Here is a 16032-nt window from a genome sequence, read left to right as displayed (position 1 = left end):
CTCAGGCTGCTTTTTTGTTCTTGGTGGCTTCGCGCCAGGCCGCGACGGCCTTTTCGGCGGCTTCGGCCAGCGTGTCGGCGACGATCACCGCCTCGCCGGAGTCGGCCAGGATCTTGCGTCCTTCCTCCACCTTGGTGCCGGACAGCCGCACCACCAGCGGCACGTCGACGCCGACCTCGCGGATCGCCTTGATGACGCCCTCGGCCACCCAGTCGCAGCGGTTGATGCCGGCGAAGATGTTGACCAGGATGGTCTCGACGTTCTTGTCGCCCAGCACAGCGCGGAAGGATTTCGCCACGCGTTCCGGCGAGGCGCCGCCGCCGATGTCGAGGAAGTTCGCCGGCTCGCCGCCGGCGATCTTGATCATGTCCATCGTCGCCATGGCGAGGCCGGCGCCGTTGATGATGCAGCCGATATTACCTTCCAGGCCGACATAGGAGAGGCCGCGATCGCTAGCGAAGGTCTCGCGCGGATCTTCCTGGCTCTTGTCGCGCAACTCGGAGATTTCCGGGCGGCGGAACAGCGCGTTCTCGTCGAACGACATTTTGGCGTCGAGCGCGACGAGGCTGCCGTCGCGCGTCACCACTAGCGGATTGATCTCCAGCATCGAGGCGTCGTAGTCGCGGAACACCTGGTAGCAACCAAGGATGGTTTCGGTCGCCTTGCCGATCAGATTGCTCTCAAGCCCGAGGCCGAAGGCAATCTCGCGCGCCTGGAAACCCTGCATGCCGACGCCGGGATCGACGGTGGCGCGGATGATCGAATCCGGCTGCTTCTCGGAGATGTCCTCGATCTCCATGCCGCCGGCGGCCGAGGCCACGATCATGACGCGCTCTTCCTTACGGTCGAGCACGAAGCCGAGATAGAGCTCCTGCGCGATGTCGACGGCTTCCTCGAGATAGAGGCGCGAGATCAGCTTGCCGCGCGGGCCGGTCTGGTGCGTCACCAACTTGCGGCCGAGCATGGCTTCGGCGGCGTTGGAGATCTCCTCGTCGTTCGAGCAGAGCTTGATGCCGCCGGCCTTGCCGCGCGCGCCGGAATGGACCTGCGCCTTCAGCACCCATTTCGAGCCGCCGATCTCCCTGGCGCGGTACGTCGCCTGCTCGGGGCTGTAGGCGAGGCCGCCGCGCGGCACGTGCACGCCATGACGGGCGAGCAGTTCCTTGGCCTGATATTCGTGAATGTCCATTCTGTCCTCCCGGTATTTTCTACTGCGCGGCGGCGTGCGCCTGGCTGGCGCGTTCGATCGCCTCGTTCACCACCAGCACGTTGCGCGCCATGCGCTCCGACGCGGCGTCGATCATCTTGCCGTCGAGGGCGGCGGCGCCCTTGCCGAGCGCTTCCGCTTCCTTCAGCACTTCGAGGATGCGGCGGGCGCGCGTGACTTCCTTTTCCGGCGGCGAGAACACGTCGTTGGCCAGCGCGATTTGTGAAGGGTGGATTGCCCATTTGCCCTCGATGCCGAGGGCCGCGGCGCGCCGGGCGGCCGCCTTGTAGCCTTCCGGATCGGAGAAATCGCCGAACGGCCCGTCGATGGCGCGCAAGCCATAGGCGCGGCAGGCAACGGTCATGCGCGACAAAGCGAAATGCCATTGATCGCCGGGATAATCGGGGTTGAGCCCGCCGATGTTGACGGTGCGCGCCTTGTTGCTCGCGGCATAGTCGGCGACGCCGAAATGCATCGCCTCCAGCCGTCCGGGCGTGGCGGCGATCGCCTCGACATTGGCCATGCCGAGCGCCGTCTCGATCAGCGCTTCGAGGCCGACACGGGTCTTGAAGCCCTTGGCCATCTCGATCTGGTTGACCATCGCCTCGACCATATAGAGGTCCGCCGGAACGCCAACCTTCGGCACCAGGATCGTGTCCAGCTTGTCGCCGGCCTGTTCCATGACGTCGACGACATCGCGGTACATGTAATGGGTGTCGAGGCCGTTGATGCGCACCGAGACGGCCTTGCCCTTGGCGCGCCAGTCGATGTCGTTCAGCGCCTGGATGATGTTCTTGCGGGCGCGTTCCTTGTCGGGCGGCGCGACGGCGTCCTCGATGTCGAGGAAGACGAAGTCGGCTGCGCTGTTCGCCGCCTTGTCGATCATCTCCGGGCTGGAGCCGGGCACGGCCAGTTCGCTGCGCTGGAGTCTGAGCTTCTTCAGATGGTTGATGGTGTGGCTCATGGTCCCGCTCCTCACGCAGCCTTGGCGACGGGCATGTCGGCCGTGCGGCGGAAGTGCTCGATCGCCGCCGCCACGCCCGAGCCTGGCGCCAGGCGCACGCCGCAGTCGAGCAGCGTCATTTCGGCGGCCGACAGCGAGGCCAGCACCATCACCTCGTTCAGCCAGCCGAGATGGCCGATGCGGAAGACCTTGCCGGCCACCTTGTTGAGGCCGCCGCCCAGCGACGTCTGGTAGGCGTTGTAGGCGCGCTTGACGACGTTGGCGCTGTCGATGCCTTCCGGCACCAGGATGGCGCTCACCGTATCGGAGTGCCATTGCGGGGTCTTGGCGCAGAGCTTCAGGCCCCAGGCGTCGACCGCCTTGCGCACGCCTTCTGCGAGGCGATGGTGACGGGCGAAGATGTTCTCCAGCCCTTCCTCGGCGATCAGGTCAAGCGACGCGCGCAGGCCACGCAGCAGCTGGGTGGCCGGCGTATAGGGGAAGTAACCGGCGTCGTTGGTGCGGATCATGTCGTCGAAGGAGAAGTAGCAGTGCCGGTGCGTGGCGACCCGCGAAGCGGCAAGCGCCTTCTGGCTGACCGACAGGAAGCCGAGGCCGGCCGGCAGCATGAAACCCTTCTGCGAGCCGCTGACGGCGCAGTCGACGCCCCATTCCTCCTGGCGGAAATCGATCGAGCCGATCGAGGAGACGCCGTCGACGAAGAGGAGCGCCGGGTGGTTCACCGCGTCGAGCGCGGCACGGCAGCCGGCGACATCGCTGGTGACGCCGGTCGCGGTCTCGTTCTGGGTGCAGAAGACGGCCTTGATGCGGTGCGCCTTGTCGGCGCGAAGCTTCTCGGCATAGAGCTCGAGCGGGACGCCGGTGCCCCATTCACAATCGATGACGTCCACCTCGAAGCCGAGACGCTCGGCCATGTCGACCCACAGATGCGAGAACTGGCCGAAGCGCGACATCAGCACCCTGTCGCCGGGGCTGAGCACGTTGGTCATTGCCGCTTCCCAGGCGCCCGTGCCGGAAGAGGGGTAGATGAAGACGCGGCCGGTCTCATTCTTGAAGACCTTCTTGATGTCCTCGAACAGCGGCAGCGTCAGGTTGGGGAAGGAGCCGGCGCGCATATCCTCCATCGGCAGGTTCATGGCCTGCCGGACTTGTTCCGGAATGTTGGTGGGTCCTGGGATGAAGAGATGAGTGAACCCAGCCATGCGCGAAACTCCTCCGATCGTTTTGGATTGTGGAGGAATTCTGGTTTTGAAGAGGCTCGCCAACAACACCTTGCCGGGTAAGTTGTTGGCCCTTGCGGGTGGGATGGTCCTACCCGATTGGCGACCTGGGCGGCCTACCCGAAAGGCGATTTCGAGTTGCGCCGCTTCTCGCTGGAATAGAGCGCGACGGCCATGGCGCGGTTGCGGACGTCCAGCTTGTCGTAGAGATTCTTGAGGTGGTACTTCACCGTGTTCTCGGAAATTCCTGTCCGCGTTGCGATCTGCAGGTTGGTCCAGCCGTCGGACAGCACCGCCAGCAATTCGCGTTCGCGCACGGTGAGCCGGGACAGCGGCGTGTCGTTGACCTTGTTGATGTCGATATAGGGGATGCAGATGCGGCCATGCGCGACCGCCAGGATCGTCTCGAAGATCACCGGCGGATCGTCGAACTGGAAACAGTAGCCCTGCGCGCCGAGGCGCACGCACTGCTTCAGAATGCCGATATCGTGGTCGTTGGAGAAGACCGTGATGCGCACGCCAAGCTGGCGGCTCTGAACCTCCGTGAGCACGTCGGCGCCGTCCATGTCCGCGAGCTTCCAGCCGATGATGCCGACATCGAATTTCGTGGCGGCGGCCAGTTCCAGAAATTGTGAGCCGCTGTGCACGGCGCTGAGCAGATCGAAGCGGCCGTCGCATTCCAGCATTTCACGCAGCGCCGAAACAACGAGCGGATTGCGTTCGGCAACGACCACGCGAACGCGCCGCTCGGTATTTGCCTGGTTCGTCTTTGCGGACTTGATGTTCAAGGGCAGCGTTTGTCCTCGGACCGTTTGGCAATGCGCAAATCCGGTTGGATCATGCATCATGACAATTCTGCCTCAAAGGTGAAGGGGTGCTCTTTCCCCAGCGACATGCGCTGTCGCGTCGGCTGGAGGGATTGTCACAGCTGCGACCTTTCGTAAGTCAGCGACTATGAGGGCAAGATCGCCGCGATATTTCCTCGGCTATTCCGGACTCTAGCGCGACATCTTCCCAAGAAGAATCTCATCGTCGTGCTATCTGCCGCAAAGGTCTGGGATTTCTCCGAAAGCGGTTTCCCGTTCTCGGAGTCATGCGCTAGACCTGATTTTGAACCCTTTCGGGATTCCTGTTGCGGGAGGCGCTGGTGGAAGGCCAGGACAGAGAGATGACCGGCGCCGCGCCCGCCGAGGAGCAGCACGCCGACATCTATGGCGAGGATGGCGCCGTGCGGGCCGCGTTTCTTGCCCAGATCGGCGCGGCGATCGCCGATCGTGACACGACCACGCTCAAGCGTGAAGTCGACGACCTGCACCAGTCGGAACTGGGCGACGTGCTCGAGGCGCTGCATCCCGAACAACGCCGGGCGCTGGTCGAGTTGCTCGGCTCCGATTTCGACTTCTCCGCGCTGACAGAAGTCGACGAAGCGATCCGCATGGACATCGTCGACAATCTGCCCAACGAGCAGATCGCGCAGGCGGTGCAGGAGCTCGATTCCGACGACGCCGTCTACATTCTGGAGGATCTCGACCAGGAGGACCAGGACGAGATCCTGTCGCAACTGCCGTTCACCGAGCGCATCAGGCTCAGGCGCGCGCTGGATTATCCGGAAGAGACGGCCGGCCGGCGTATGCAAACCGAGTTCGTCGCCGTCCCGCCCTTCTGGACGATCGGCCAGACCATCGACTACATGCGCGAGGACAAGGACCTTCCCGAGCGCTTCAGCCAGATATTCGTCATCGATCCGAGCTTCAAGCTGGTCGGCGCCATCGACCTCGACCAGATCTTGCGCACCAAGCGGGCGGTCAAGGTCGAGGAGGTTATGCATGAGACGCGCCACGCCATTCCGGCCACGATGGACCAGGAAGAGGCCGCGCGCGAATTCGAACAATACGATCTCCTTTCGGCCGCCGTGGTCGACGAGAATGAGCGGCTGGTCGGCGTGCTCACTATCGACGACGTGGTCGACGTCATCCAGGAGGAGGCGGAGGAAGACCTGCTGCGCATGGGCGGCGTCGGCGACGAAGAGTTGTCGGACACGGTGCTCGCCACCTCGCGCTCGCGCGTGCCATGGCTGCTGGTCAACCTGTTGACCGCTTTCCTGGCCGCTTCGGTCATCGGCCTGTTCGACCGCACGATCGAGCATATCGTGGCGCTTGCCGTGCTCATGCCGATCGTCGCCGGCATGGGCGGCAATGCCGGCTCGCAGACCATGACGGTGACGGTGCGGGCGCTGGCGACCAAGGACCTCGATATCTACAACGCCGCGCGCATCATCCGCCGTGAGCTCGGTGTCGGGTTCATCAATGGCGTGGTGTTCGCTGTGCTGATCGGCATGGTCGCCGGTTTCTGGTTCCGCGACGCCAATCTGGGCGGGATCATCGCGGCGGCGATGATCATCAACATGTTCGCGGCAGCACTTGCCGGGATCCTCATTCCGCTGGTGCTCGACCGTTTCAAGATCGATCCGGCGGTGGCCTCCGCAGTCTTCGTCACGACTGTCACCGACTGCGTCGGCTTCTTTGCCTTCCTTGGTTTGGCGACGTGGTGGTTTAGCGTGCCCTAAAATCAGCAAGCCACGTTAATTGACTTTTACGTAAATGCCGTGCGAGGTTGCCCCGGGGTTAAGTGCCGATTCCGGCATGGAAGGGTCTGATCGGCGGGAAGGGCGACGCTCCAGGCGGAGGTGTCCGGACTTTGGGAGCGGGAATGCGGGAATATTATACGATCACCGAGCTGACACGCGAGTTCGACGTGTCGACGCGGACGTTGCGGTTTTACGAGGACGAAGGGCTGGTGCAGCCCGTCAGGCGCGGCCGCACGCGGCTGTTCCGGCCGTCGGACCGGCACCTCATCCGTCAAATCATGCGGGGAAAGCGGCTCGGCTTCTCGATCAACGAGATCCGCGAGATCATCCAGATGTACAAGGAGCCGCCCGGCGAGGTCGGCCAGCTCAAGCTGATGATCAAGCGTATCGAGGAGAAGCGCGAGGACCTGCGCCAGAAGCGGCGCGACCTGGAAGAGACGCTGGCCGAACTGGACCAGGCCGAGGAGTCCTGCGTGGAGCGGCTGGCCGAGCTGGGTGTTAATACGTAGACGGCGCCTGGCATAGTGGGCCCTGGTGATTGGCGAAGCGCTCCAAACTTCGTCATCCTTGGGCGTAGCGACGCGAAGCGGAGCGAAGACCCGAGGATCCATTCCGTGACTATCGAAGGGCGAAGACGGTGCAGAACAAGGCTTTCTGCACCGCCGCAACGCCCATAGGTAACGGAATGGATTCTAGGGTCTGCGCGCGTCGCTTCGCTCCTTGCTCCGCCCTGGAATGACGACGTTTCGGACGCTTTTGTTGACCGCTGAGATGCGACCTGCTTGCACCAACCAACCTTCATTGCTGACGCGGCCTCAAATCCAGCGCCGCACCCTTTTTGCGTAGTCGCGGTATTTCTTGCCGAACTTCGCCGTCAGGATCTTTTCTTCCTTCTCGATCGCCAGCTTCTGCGTGGCGAAAGCGGCGAGGAAGGCGAAGATCAGGAACCAGGCGATGCCGGTGACGAAGGCGACGCCGATCAGCAGCAGCGTGTTGGCGAGATACATCGGGTTGCGGGTGATGCCGAAGGGGCCCGAAGTCACCAGATGGTCCGGCTCGGCGTTGGGATCGAGCGTCGTCCTGGCCTTGAACATGGCGCGGATGGCCGTGATCCACAGCATGGCGACCCCGAACAACGCCACCCAACCGACGCCGAACATCAGATCGCCGAAGATGTCGCCGATCCAGGGCAGCGGGTAGAGCATGCCGAGGGCGATGCTCGCCGCAATTGCCGCGACATAGATCACCGGCGGCCAGGGAATGATCCCGTGTCTGGGCTTTGCGATGCCCGTCATTGCTGCCCTCCCTCCATCTGGTCCTCGGTCGCGGCGGTGCAGGTTTCCGCCAGGTCGGCCAGATGCGATTTCCAGACGCTGGACTGGTCGTTGCTATAGAGCTTGTCGAGAGACCCTTCGCCCTTCAGCGTGTCCAGCATGCAGCTACAATAGCTTGAACAGAACTTGCTGTCCCGCTGCTGTTCGCACTGCGCCTGGCAGGCCGGCAGGAAGGCGGCTTCCCTGTCCTGAGGGGCGGCAGGCATGACCTGCGAGAACAGCCACACCGAGCCGAACAGAAGCGGCTGGTGGATGAGGTAGAAGGCGAGGCTGTGCCGGCCGATGAAGGTCAGCGGGTTCGACCAGCGGCCGGGCGTCCACGCTCCCAGCCGGGCAAGCAGGCCTGACGCTGAAGCAAGTTTGACCGCCGCGATCCCCAGCAGAACAGGGCCGAACCAGGGAAAGAACGGGACATAGTCGTTGGAGCGCGGGTTGGTGGCGGAAAGGCCGACCCACCACAGCGCCGGATGGTCGAAAAACTCCGACCGTAGATAGTAGGGTGCTGCAATGACGGCCGCGGCGATGATCGCGGTCAGCAGTGCCGGCAGCCTGAGAAAGGCGAGGCCGAGCAGGCTGGCCAGCGCGATCTCGTGCAGGATGCCGAAGAAGATGAAGCCGTCCGGGGTGACGAAATAAGTGACGGCAGAAATTGCTGCCGCCGCCACGGCGACCATGGCAAAGCGCCTCCAGAAGCCCGGCCAGCGGATCCGGCGGCCATGGGCGAGAAACAGGCTTACGCCGACCAGGAACAGGAAGGTCGAGGCGATGCAGCGGGCATAAAACTTCCACCAGCCGAAAGCGGTGAGGCCGGGCGCGGTGTAGCCGAAGTTTTCGAGATCCCAGGTGAAATGGTAGCTCGCCATCGCAATCAGCGCGATGCCGCGAAGGATGTCGAAGGCGACGATGCGACCCTGCTTGGGCGCGTCCTGAACGGGTTCGCTCGTCGTTTGAAGGTTCATCGTCACGCAATCCGATTCAGTGGTGCCGAACGACTATCACGGTTCGATTGGACGACAGAAGCTGCCGGCCATCAATGCGTTTGATGGCAGCCATGAAATTCCGCCTTAGGCCAGCGGCGGAAAGCCTTTGACCGGCTTCGCTTTTCGGCCGGTGAGAGTCGGTTTCCTGCTACCGGGCAGGGACTGGTCCGGCCAGATTCGACAAACGATTCATTTTCGGAGGGCCGATGTCCACCCATGTGCGCCATCCGATCTGGCTTCCGGCCCTGCGGCCGGCGGATGCGCGCACCTTCGCCTCGCTCTATGCGGTGGAATCCTTCGCCCGCGCGACAATCTCTAGCGTGATCCCGATCCAGGCCTACGAGATCCTGCACAATGAGCGGATCGTCTCGATCCTTTACACCATCGTGTCGCTGATGGGCCTTTCGGTCACGCTGTTCATGCCGATGCTCATCCGCCGGTTCGCGCGACGCTGGGTCTACACGGCCGGCTGCATGTTGCTGGCGATCGGCTCGGCCTTCTTCGTCACCCACACTCTGCCCGGACAGATCGCCGGCATGCTCTGCCGCGTCATGGGGGCGAGCGCGCTGTCGATCACGCTCAACCTCTACATCATGGATCACATCCGCAAGACCGACTTCATGCAGGCGGAATCGCTGCGCATGGCGTGGTCGATGTTCGCCTGGACGGGCGGGCCGACGCTCGGCATCTTCCTCTACACGCATTTCGGCATCTATGCCGCGCATGGCGCGGTCGTGGTCTTTGCCTTCGCGCTGCTTTGCCTGTTCTGGTTCTACCGGCTGACCGACAACCAGTCGATCCGGCCCGGCAAGTCGCGCCCCGCCAATCCGCTGGCCAATATCGGCCGCTTCGTCAGGCAGCCGAGGTTGAGGCTTGCCTGGCTGATCGCCTTCGGCCGCTCCTGCTTCTGGACGACGTTCTTCGTCTACGGCCCGCTGTTCATGGTGATCACCGGCGAGGGTAAGCTTGCCGGCGGTTTGCTGGTTTCGGCCGGCAACGCGCTTCTGTTCATGGCGATCTTCTGGGGCAGGGCGGGCAGGCGTTTCGGCGGAAGGCGGGTCATGACCTTCGCCTATTTCGCCATGGCGGCCGTGCTGTTTGCGGCCGGCGGCGTGGGCGAGGCCGCGCCGCTCTTGACCGGCGCGCTGCTGCTCTTCGGCGCCCTGTTCACCATCGCGCTCGACGCGCTCGGCTCGACCGCCTTCATGCGCTCGGTGCGCTCCTACGAAAAAGCGCAGATGGCGGCGGTCTATCGCACCTATCTCGATTTCTCCGAGCTGACGCCGCCGCTGGTCTATTCGGTGGTGCTGTCTTTCTTCGGGCTGGGTTCGGTGTTCGTCACGCTCGGCATCCTGGCCGCCTTCTGCGGTTTCGTCACCTGGCGCTACCTGCCGAAGTCATTTTGAATTGGCTTGGAGTGCCGCATGACGTCCGCGCACCCAATCGTGGAAGCGGTGCAGGTCGTATTCTTCCGGCATCAGCACGCCGGCTTGATGGCGCATCGAGCGCAGTCCCTTCTGGTTGACCTCGCAGATCGCGGCGTCTTCCTCGAGCACCTGTGTGCCGAAGGCGACGATGTTGTCGATATCGGTCTTACCCAGCGCATCCGGCGCGAACAGCCATTCGGCCGTCAGCTCGGTCTGCTCGGGGCCGAGCGGGGCGAGCCGCACCGTGCGCATGTAATCGACATGGCCGACAATGAACATTGAGGGCAGTGACGTGGCGTAGGTCTGGCCGGCGGCCCGCTCGGCCGGCGTTAAGCCCGGAAAGACCGGGCCGTGGACATGGCCGTCCCGCGACCAGGTCTCGGCGCCGGCGCGCAGGCGGCCGGAGAATTCCGGATCGTCATTGTCGGCATGGTGCACCCATTCCGGGTCGTCATGCCTTGCCATCAGCCCGCGGCCGTAGATCGGCACCAGCCGCGACAGATCCTTGTGGACGCCCGGGCAGTGCAGGCATTCGTTGAAGTTTTCCCAGAAGATCTTCCAGTTGCAGTTCATCACCTTGGTGAGCCGGTGACCGGTGACGAGGCTTTCCAGCGGCCAGTTGGAAAGATCGCCGGAGGCCCGGTCGAAGGAAGCTTCCGCTGAACCGCTGGCATCTTCCGCGAGGTTGACGAAGACGAAGCCGCGCCAGACCGAGAGCGCGACGCGGTAGAGCGGATAGTCGGCCTTGTCGAAGCCTGCAGGCAGCGATTTCGAGGGCACGCGCACGAGATCGCCGCGCAGCGAATAGGACCAGGCGTGGTAGGGGCAGGTCAGCAGCCTGGCCTTCAGCCGCCCGGCGCTTTCCTGGCAGAGCTGCGAGCCGCGATGCCGGCAGGTGTTGTGGAAGGCTTGCAAGGCGCCGGTCTCGTCGCGCAGCACGACGATCTCCTGCGTGCCGATGCGGACCGTCCGGAAGGCGAGTGGCTCGGCGAGGTCGGCCTCGCGGCAGACCATCAGCCAGCTCCGGTACCAGATAGCCTCCAGATCGCGCCGGTAGGCGTCCACGTTCCAATAGGTCGCCGACGGGAGCGTCGTCTGCAGGGTGGTCAGACCGTTATAAGGGTCGCGCTGGCTAGGATCGGGCTGCATCGGCTTCTCCCTGGCTGACGACAGCCGACACCTCGACAAAGCTGTTGTCAATTGCCGGTCCTCCCGGATTGTAGCGCCTGCGCGGGGACTTTAAGGTCACGCCCATGCTGCCAAGAACCATGTCGCTTACCGAGGAACTGGTCGCCCGCTGCTTTCGCATTGTCGAGGATAGCGGACCCGATCCCGACGCGGCGCATCTGGATGACAGCGACTATAACGCAATGGTGCGTACGCTGGAGTCGCAGCTTCCCGCCAACGAACCGCTTTGGCTGTTCGGCTATGGCTCGCTGATCTGGAAGCCCGAGATCGAACATATCGAGGAGCGTGTGGCCCTGCTGCGCGGCTGGCACAGATCCTTCTGCATGAACATGACGCGCTGGCGCGGCACCAAGGAGCAACCCGGGCTGATGATGGCGCTGGATCGCGGCGGACAATGCAAGGGCGTAGCGTTTCGGTTGGGTGACGGCGACAGGCGCGAGCAACTCGACAAGATCCTGCGGCGAGAGGTGACGCTGAAGCCGACCAGCTACCATCCGCGCCTGCTCAATTTGGCGAGCGAGGGGGGCCCGCTGCGGGCGTTGGCCTTTGTCATCAACCGCCAGGGCACTACCTATGCCGGGCCGATGAGCGAGGACGAAGTGGTCGAGAGGCTTGCGACTTCATGCGGTCATTGGGGTTCGGGCGCCGATTATCTCTACAACACGGTGAAGAATCTCGAGCAGCGCGGCATCCACGACGCGCATCTGTGGCGGCTGCAGCAGCTCGTCGCCGCCCGGATCGCCGCTTCGTAGCGCCCGCAAGCCGTGCCGCAATCGCGCCCGGCGGTGGCGGGATTTGGTTTGCCGGTGGTTGTGCTTCTCCCTAAAGTCGCGGCCTGTGGGCCTATTGGCTGCTACAAGATTTCATCCAAGCACGAAGGTAGGGAATGACCGGCGCGACAGCCGCGAGCGGCAATAAAACTTCCGATCGGAAGCTGACCTTCGTTCTGGGCGGCGCGCGCTCGGGCAAGAGCTCGCATGCCGAGAACCTGACGACCGCCCATCCGTCGCCCTGGGCCTACATCGCCACGGCGCAGGCCTATGACGACGAGATGCGCGAGCGCATCGCGCTGCATCGGTCGCGGCGCGGCGAAGGCTGGGTCACCGTCGATGCGCCGCTCGATCTGGTGGGCGCAATCGAAGCCCTGCCGGACCGTCAGCCGGTGCTGATCGATTGCCTGACGCTATGGCTCACCAACCACATGCTGGCCGAGCATGATGTCGAGGCCGAGTGCCGGCGGCTGGCGGATGTGCTGTCGCGACCGCGCGGACCGTGGTTCGTGGTCTCGAACGAAGTCGGGCTCGGCATCGTACCCGATAACGCACTGGCGCGCCGGTTCCGCGACGCCGCCGGCCGGCTCAATCAGCAGGTAGCGGCCGTTGCCGATAGTGTACTGATGATGGTGGCGGGGCTGCCGCTCAAGGTGAAATGACATGGCCGAAATCGAAGATAAGCCCATTGACGAAAAGGAAGCCGAGCGCCATCGCGCCAAGATGGCCAAGCGCAAGGCGGTGCAGGATGCCGAAGTGGCCGGCAAGACGATCGAGAAGGGCCTGCTGATCGTCAACACCGGGCCGGGCAAGGGCAAGACCACGGCGGCCTTCGGCCTGGCGCTGAGGATGCTGGGCTACGGCAAACGCGTCGGCGTCGTCCAGTTCATCAAGGGCAAATGGCATACCGGCGAAAAGGACGCCTTTGCCGCTTTTGGCGACCGCGTGGTCTGGCATGCGATGGGCGAGGGGTTCACCTGGGAGACGCAGGATCTCAAACGCGACGTCGCCGCCGCCGAAGCCGCCTGGGCCAAAGCGCTGGAGCTGATGACCGATCCGTCGATCAGCCTTGTCGTGCTCGACGAGCTCAACATCGCGCTGCGCTATGATTATCTCGACCTGGAGAAGGTGGTCGCGGCGCTGAAGGCGCGCCGGGACGATCTGCACGTGATCGTCACCGGCCGCAACGCCAAGCCCCTGCTGGTGGAAGCGGCGGACCTGGTCACCGAAATGGGGCTGACGAAACACCATTTTTCGGCGGGCGTGAAAGCCCAGCAGGGAATTGAATTTTAGCCGCTGATCAAAATGGTCAGGTAGATTACGATGGCCGAGAGGATCGCGAACAGGCCGAGCAGCAGCCAATCCGCCATGCGGTAGAGTTTCAGCGCCTGGCGGATGTCGGTGCTTTCGGCCTCGCGACGGCCGCCTTCGCCCATGAAGGCGTCCTCGACGACCTCGCCGCCATAGCTGCGCGGCCCGGCGAGCGACAGGCCCAGGGCGCCGGCCATCGCGGCTTCCGGCCAGCCGGCATTGGGCGAGCGGTGTTTCCTGGCGTCGCGCCGCATGACTTGCCAGGCGCCGCGCGGATCGGCGCCCGGGACCAGAACGGCGGCGAGCACGATGAGCAGGCCGGTGAGCCGCGACGCCGGCAGGTTGATCAGGTCGTCGAAGCGGGCGGCGGCCCGGCCGAAGGCTTCGTATTGCGGCGTGCGGTGGCCGATCATCGAATCGGCGGTGTTGGCGGCCTTGTAGGCAGCACCTCCGCCAAGGCCGCCGATGCCGGTCCAAAAGGCGGGGGCAACGATGCCGTCGGAGAAGTTTTCGGCCAGGCTTTCGATCGCCGCGCGGGCGACACCTGCCTTGTCCAACTTTTCCGGATCGCGGCCGACGATGCGCGAAACGGCGATGCGGCCGAGCGTCAGGCCGCCGGTCTCCAGCGCGTCGGCGACCTCCTCGACATGCTCGGCGAGGCTTTTTTGCGAAAGCAGCGTGGAGCCGAGGATGGCGGCGATGACGAGACCCGTTGGGAACATCATCCACAGCAGAACGTGCAGCGCCAGGCCGATCAGGCCAGGCACCAGCAAAACAATGAGCAACGCCCGCACACCCTGGCGGCGACGGATTTCGTCGGAATCGGTGGCGCGGTTGAGCCGGCGATCGAGAAAGGATATCAGCCTGCCGATCCAGGTGACCGGATGGCCGATGGCGTTGAACAGCCAGTCCGGATAGCCGAGGGTACGTTCGACGGCGAGTGACAGGAAAGCGATCAGGATCGACATGAAGCTTCTAAGCGGAGCGATTGCAGCGGTGGATCACGGCGGCAGCCTTGGCCGCGCAAGCGCGCTTTTTCCTCATGCACCAAGACCTTTCGTGGACCTGTCGACAGGTATCAATCCGCACTCCTATCCGCTTTTCGAATTGCCCGCCACCGCCCTGTCCCGATTGCCGGAGGCAGCACAACTGCGCGAATTGGCCGAAATTGCGGCTTCGGCCTATGGCGCGCCGTCGGCGGCGCATGTGGCGGCGGCGCCCGGCACGCAAATTCTCTTGCCTCGCGTCGCTTCGCTGGTGCGGCCCGGCAAAGCGCTGGTGCTCGGCCCGACCTATGCCGAACATGCCCGGGCCGCTGCCATCGCCGGCCATGCGGTTGCGGAAGTCGGCGACTTCGACGCGCTGGTCGAGGCGGACCTTGCGGTGCTGGTCAACCCCAACAATCCGGACGGTCGGGTGATCGAAAAGGCCCGGCTGCTCGACCTTGCCGCGCGGCTTCGCGCCAAGGGCGGGCTGCTTGTCGTCGACGAGGCTTTCATGGATGTCGGCCCGATCGAGCATAGCCTGGCCGGCGATGTCGGGGAGGGCGGCATTGTCGTGCTGCGCTCGTTCGGCAAGTTTTTTGGCCTCGCCGGTGTACGGCTTGGCTTCGCGCTGGCCGATCAACTGACGGCCGAGCGGCTGGATGTGCAGCTGGGGCCCTGGGCGGTGGCCGGCCCGGCGCTCGAATATGGCATCCGCGCGTTGTCGGATACGGAATGGCAGGCCGATATGCGGCAACGCCTGGCCCAGGATGCCGGGCGGCTCGACACGCTGCTTGGCCGGTTCGATGTTGCGGTCGCCGGCGGCACCAGCCTGTTCCGCTATCTGTCGTTTCCCGAGGCGCCAAGCCTGTTTTCGGCACTTGGCTCGAGCGGCGTGCTGGTCCGTCATTTTGCCGGGCGGCCGCAGGTCTTGCGCGTCGGTCTGCCGGGCAGCGAGACGGAATGGCAGCGCCTTGAAGGCGCCCTTGCGGCCTGGCCTGCGCGGCGCGAGGATGCGCCGAAGGAGTTCGGACGATGATCCATGTCTGTTCGCTGTCGAAGGTCGACGAAACCGTGGCAAGGACCGGGGCGCAGCGGTTGCTGTCGCTGCTCGCCGCCGGCACGGAAGTGATCCGTCCGGCTTCCATCGTGGCGGAAAACCACCTGCACCTGGTCATGCACGACATTGCCGTCGCGCAGGAAGGCATGACGATGCCCGGCGAGGAGCATGTCCGCGCCTTGCTCGATTTCGCCTACCGTTGGGACCGAGCAAAGCCGCTGGTGGTGCACTGCTATGCCGGCGTCAGCCGCTCGACCGCGTCGGCCTATATCATCGCGGCGGCGCTTTCGCCCGAGCGCGACGAAATGGAACTCGCCCAGACGCTGCGCTTTCTCTCGCCGACGGCGACGCCCAATCCACGGCTGATCGCGGTGGCCGATACGCTGCTTCAGCGCGACGGCCGCATGATCGCGGCGATCGAGGCGATCGGGCGCGGGGCGGACGCTTTCGAGGGCGTACCGTTTGTTCTCGGGATCGACGGCTGACCGCCAAGCTCGCCATGCTCGGGCTCCATGCCGGGACCGAGAGTTACAACCTTCGCGCCGTCAGCACGCCGCGCGCCGTTCGCCCGGGGAACTTCGGATGGGTTTGCCAAGCCGTGGTTATCGACAAAGTGTCACCGTCAACATTAACGTATCGAACTTGTTCAGAGCCGACCCAAGCCGGATGCCACGCTGCGTCTACCTTTATGACCAGCCTGGCGTCATCTTCGATACGGAACGAGCCAGAGTAGGCGATCATCGTTTCGAAGAGGGCTGCAGCGTCCGTGTCGGTGCGCTCTCTCGATGTGAGGATCGACATCATCCGGTCATCGATGATGACGATGTGGCCGAGAGGGTCGACGCCGTAAGCGTCTAGGCACTCGCCAGTGTCTTCCAATTCGACATGGAAAGATGTGATCTTCCACCATCCCGGCAATGCGCCGCGCCCCGATGCTGAATTGGACATGACACTTCTTGTTCCAGTTAAGGGCGTCTCATCGAAATTCTAAGTTTCTCGGC

Annotated in this window: 17 protein-coding genes; 8 read left to right on the top strand and 9 right to left on the bottom strand. The window is 64.1% G+C overall.

Going from position 1 to position 16032, the window contains the following annotated elements; translation table 11 throughout:
* Position 1: 1 nt before the first annotated feature.
* The 4 genes from KVT37_RS02170 to KVT37_RS02155 form a co-directional block, all read right to left on the bottom strand.
* Positions 2-1189, bottom strand: a complete 1188-nt coding sequence (locus KVT37_RS02170) for a malate--CoA ligase subunit beta (protein WP_217569156.1) — start codon at positions 1187-1189, stop codon at positions 2-4.
* 19 nt (positions 1190-1208) lie between these two features.
* Positions 1209-2171 carry a CoA ester lyase gene (locus tag KVT37_RS02165; RefSeq protein ID WP_217569153.1) on the bottom strand — a complete coding sequence of 321 codons (963 nt, stop codon included), beginning with the start codon at positions 2169-2171 and terminating at the stop codon, positions 1209-1211.
* Positions 2172-2182: 11 nt separating this feature from the next.
* The gene (locus KVT37_RS02160; RefSeq protein WP_217569151.1) at positions 2183-3373 is read right to left on the bottom strand and encodes an aminotransferase class V-fold PLP-dependent enzyme; all 1191 of its coding nucleotides are present in this window, start codon (positions 3371-3373) and stop codon (positions 2183-2185) included.
* Positions 3374-3507: 134 nt separating this feature from the next.
* Entirely contained in the window at positions 3508-4179 is a 672-nt protein-coding gene (locus KVT37_RS02155) for a response regulator transcription factor (protein WP_254633750.1), read from the bottom strand.
* Between the two features lie 380 nt (positions 4180-4559).
* On the opposite strand from KVT37_RS02155, the gene mgtE reads away from it, so the two are divergent.
* Positions 4560-5957: a magnesium transporter gene (gene mgtE, locus KVT37_RS02150; RefSeq protein WP_217569900.1), complete on the top strand. Its 1398-nt coding sequence runs from the start codon at positions 4560-4562 to the stop codon at positions 5955-5957.
* 143 nt (positions 5958-6100) lie between these two features.
* The gene (locus KVT37_RS02145; protein WP_027168973.1) at positions 6101-6487 is read left to right on the top strand and encodes a MerR family DNA-binding transcriptional regulator; all 387 of its coding nucleotides are present in this window, start codon (positions 6101-6103) and stop codon (positions 6485-6487) included.
* A gap of 306 nt (positions 6488-6793) precedes the next feature.
* Here the strand turns inward: KVT37_RS02145 and KVT37_RS02140 are convergent, their stop codons facing one another.
* Together KVT37_RS02140 and KVT37_RS02135 are read right to left on the bottom strand one after the other, a co-directional pair.
* Positions 6794-7273 carry an isoprenylcysteine carboxylmethyltransferase family protein gene (locus KVT37_RS02140; RefSeq protein WP_217569148.1) on the bottom strand — a complete coding sequence of 160 codons (480 nt, stop codon included), beginning with the start codon at positions 7271-7273 and terminating at the stop codon, positions 6794-6796.
* Positions 7270-8271: a heparan-alpha-glucosaminide N-acetyltransferase gene (locus KVT37_RS02135; RefSeq protein WP_217569147.1), complete on the bottom strand. Its 1002-nt coding sequence runs from the start codon at positions 8269-8271 to the stop codon at positions 7270-7272. Before KVT37_RS02135 ends, KVT37_RS02140 begins: the two co-directional genes overlap by 4 nt.
* A 227-nt stretch (positions 8272-8498) precedes the next feature.
* Here KVT37_RS02135 and KVT37_RS02130 point away from each other — a divergent pair, with 227 nt between their 5' ends.
* The gene (locus tag KVT37_RS02130) at positions 8499-9698 is read left to right on the top strand and encodes an MFS transporter (protein ID WP_217569146.1); all 1200 of its coding nucleotides are present in this window, start codon (positions 8499-8501) and stop codon (positions 9696-9698) included.
* Here the strand turns inward: KVT37_RS02130 and KVT37_RS02125 are convergent.
* Positions 9690-10868, bottom strand: coding sequence for an aromatic ring-hydroxylating dioxygenase subunit alpha (locus KVT37_RS02125; protein WP_217569144.1), 1179 nt, complete (start codon positions 10866-10868; stop codon positions 9690-9692). The two genes, KVT37_RS02130 and KVT37_RS02125, sit on opposite strands and share 9 nt — an antisense overlap.
* Before the next feature lie 104 nt (positions 10869-10972).
* On the opposite strand from KVT37_RS02125, the gene KVT37_RS02120 reads away from it, so the two are divergent.
* The 3 genes from KVT37_RS02120 to cobO all read left to right on the top strand — a co-directional run bounded on the left by KVT37_RS02120 (position 10973) and on the right by cobO (position 12970).
* Positions 10973-11659: a gamma-glutamylcyclotransferase gene (locus tag KVT37_RS02120; RefSeq protein ID WP_217569142.1), complete on the top strand. Its 687-nt coding sequence runs from the start codon at positions 10973-10975 to the stop codon at positions 11657-11659.
* A 134-nt stretch (positions 11660-11793) separates the two neighbouring features.
* On the top strand, positions 11794-12339 hold the full coding sequence (gene cobU, locus KVT37_RS02115) for a bifunctional adenosylcobinamide kinase/adenosylcobinamide-phosphate guanylyltransferase (RefSeq protein ID WP_217569140.1): 546 nt from the start codon (positions 11794-11796) through the stop codon (positions 12337-12339).
* Position 12340: 1 nt separating this feature from the next.
* Positions 12341-12970: a cob(I)yrinic acid a,c-diamide adenosyltransferase gene (gene cobO / locus KVT37_RS02110; protein WP_217569138.1), complete on the top strand. Its 630-nt coding sequence runs from the start codon at positions 12341-12343 to the stop codon at positions 12968-12970.
* Here the strand turns inward: cobO and cbiB are convergent.
* Positions 12967-13956, bottom strand: coding sequence for an adenosylcobinamide-phosphate synthase CbiB (cbiB, locus tag KVT37_RS02105; protein WP_217569136.1), 990 nt, complete (start codon positions 13954-13956; stop codon positions 12967-12969). The genes cobO and cbiB overlap by 4 nt on opposite strands.
* Here cbiB and cobD point away from each other — a divergent pair.
* Positions 13955-15010, top strand: a complete 1056-nt coding sequence (cobD, locus tag KVT37_RS02100; RefSeq protein WP_217569134.1) for a threonine-phosphate decarboxylase CobD — start codon at positions 13955-13957, stop codon at positions 15008-15010. The two genes, cbiB and cobD, sit on opposite strands and share 2 nt — an antisense overlap.
* The gene (locus tag KVT37_RS02095; RefSeq protein WP_217569132.1) at positions 15007-15516 is read left to right on the top strand and encodes a tyrosine phosphatase family protein; all 510 of its coding nucleotides are present in this window, start codon (positions 15007-15009) and stop codon (positions 15514-15516) included. Before cobD ends, KVT37_RS02095 begins: the two co-directional genes overlap by 4 nt.
* Before the next feature lie 43 nt (positions 15517-15559).
* Here the strand turns inward: KVT37_RS02095 and KVT37_RS02090 are convergent, their stop codons facing one another.
* Complete coding sequence (locus KVT37_RS02090; protein WP_217569130.1) at positions 15560-15979, bottom strand: lipocalin-like domain-containing protein; 420 nt, start codon at positions 15977-15979, stop codon at positions 15560-15562.
* Between the last annotated feature and the right edge of the window lie 53 nt (positions 15980-16032).

It is taken from the genome of Mesorhizobium sp. GbtcB19 (genome assembly GCF_019091085.1).
Lineage (GTDB): Bacteria > Pseudomonadota > Alphaproteobacteria > Rhizobiales > Rhizobiaceae > Mesorhizobium.
Note: the sequence above shows the minus strand (reverse complement) of the source record. Positions and strands in the feature narration are given on the sequence as shown.

Bases quoted from the DNA above. Each gene is read 5' to 3' on its own strand.
- KVT37_RS02170 (WP_217569156.1), bottom strand. From the start codon at position 1,189: ATGGACATTCACGAATATCAGGCCAAGGAACTGCTCGCCCGTCATGGC.
- KVT37_RS02120 (WP_217569142.1), top strand. From the start codon at position 10,973: ATGCTGCCAAGAACCATGTCGCTTACCGAGGAACTGGTCGCCCGCTGC.
- cobO (WP_217569138.1), top strand. From the start codon at position 12,341: ATGGCCGAAATCGAAGATAAGCCCATTGACGAAAAGGAAGCCGAGCGC.
- KVT37_RS02130 (WP_217569146.1), top strand. From the start codon at position 8,499: ATGTCCACCCATGTGCGCCATCCGATCTGGCTTCCGGCCCTGCGGCCG.
- cobD (WP_217569134.1), top strand. From the start codon at position 13,955: ATGAAGCTTCTAAGCGGAGCGATTGCAGCGGTGGATCACGGCGGCAGC.
- KVT37_RS02125 (WP_217569144.1), bottom strand. From the start codon at position 10,868: ATGCAGCCCGATCCTAGCCAGCGCGACCCTTATAACGGTCTGACCACC.
- KVT37_RS02095 (WP_217569132.1), top strand. From the start codon at position 15,007: ATGATCCATGTCTGTTCGCTGTCGAAGGTCGACGAAACCGTGGCAAGG.
- KVT37_RS02140 (WP_217569148.1), bottom strand. From the start codon at position 7,273: ATGACGGGCATCGCAAAGCCCAGACACGGGATCATTCCCTGGCCGCCG.
- KVT37_RS02135 (WP_217569147.1), bottom strand. From the start codon at position 8,271: ATGAACCTTCAAACGACGAGCGAACCCGTTCAGGACGCGCCCAAGCAG.
- cobU (WP_217569140.1), top strand. From the start codon at position 11,794: ATGACCGGCGCGACAGCCGCGAGCGGCAATAAAACTTCCGATCGGAAG.
- mgtE (WP_217569900.1), top strand. From the start codon at position 4,560: ATGACCGGCGCCGCGCCCGCCGAGGAGCAGCACGCCGACATCTATGGC.
- KVT37_RS02090 (WP_217569130.1), bottom strand. From the start codon at position 15,979: ATGTCCAATTCAGCATCGGGGCGCGGCGCATTGCCGGGATGGTGGAAG.
- KVT37_RS02160 (WP_217569151.1), bottom strand. From the start codon at position 3,373: ATGGCTGGGTTCACTCATCTCTTCATCCCAGGACCCACCAACATTCCG.
- cbiB (WP_217569136.1), bottom strand. From the start codon at position 13,956: ATGTCGATCCTGATCGCTTTCCTGTCACTCGCCGTCGAACGTACCCTC.
- KVT37_RS02165 (WP_217569153.1), bottom strand. From the start codon at position 2,171: ATGAGCCACACCATCAACCATCTGAAGAAGCTCAGACTCCAGCGCAGC.
- KVT37_RS02145 (WP_027168973.1), top strand. From the start codon at position 6,101: ATGCGGGAATATTATACGATCACCGAGCTGACACGCGAGTTCGACGTG.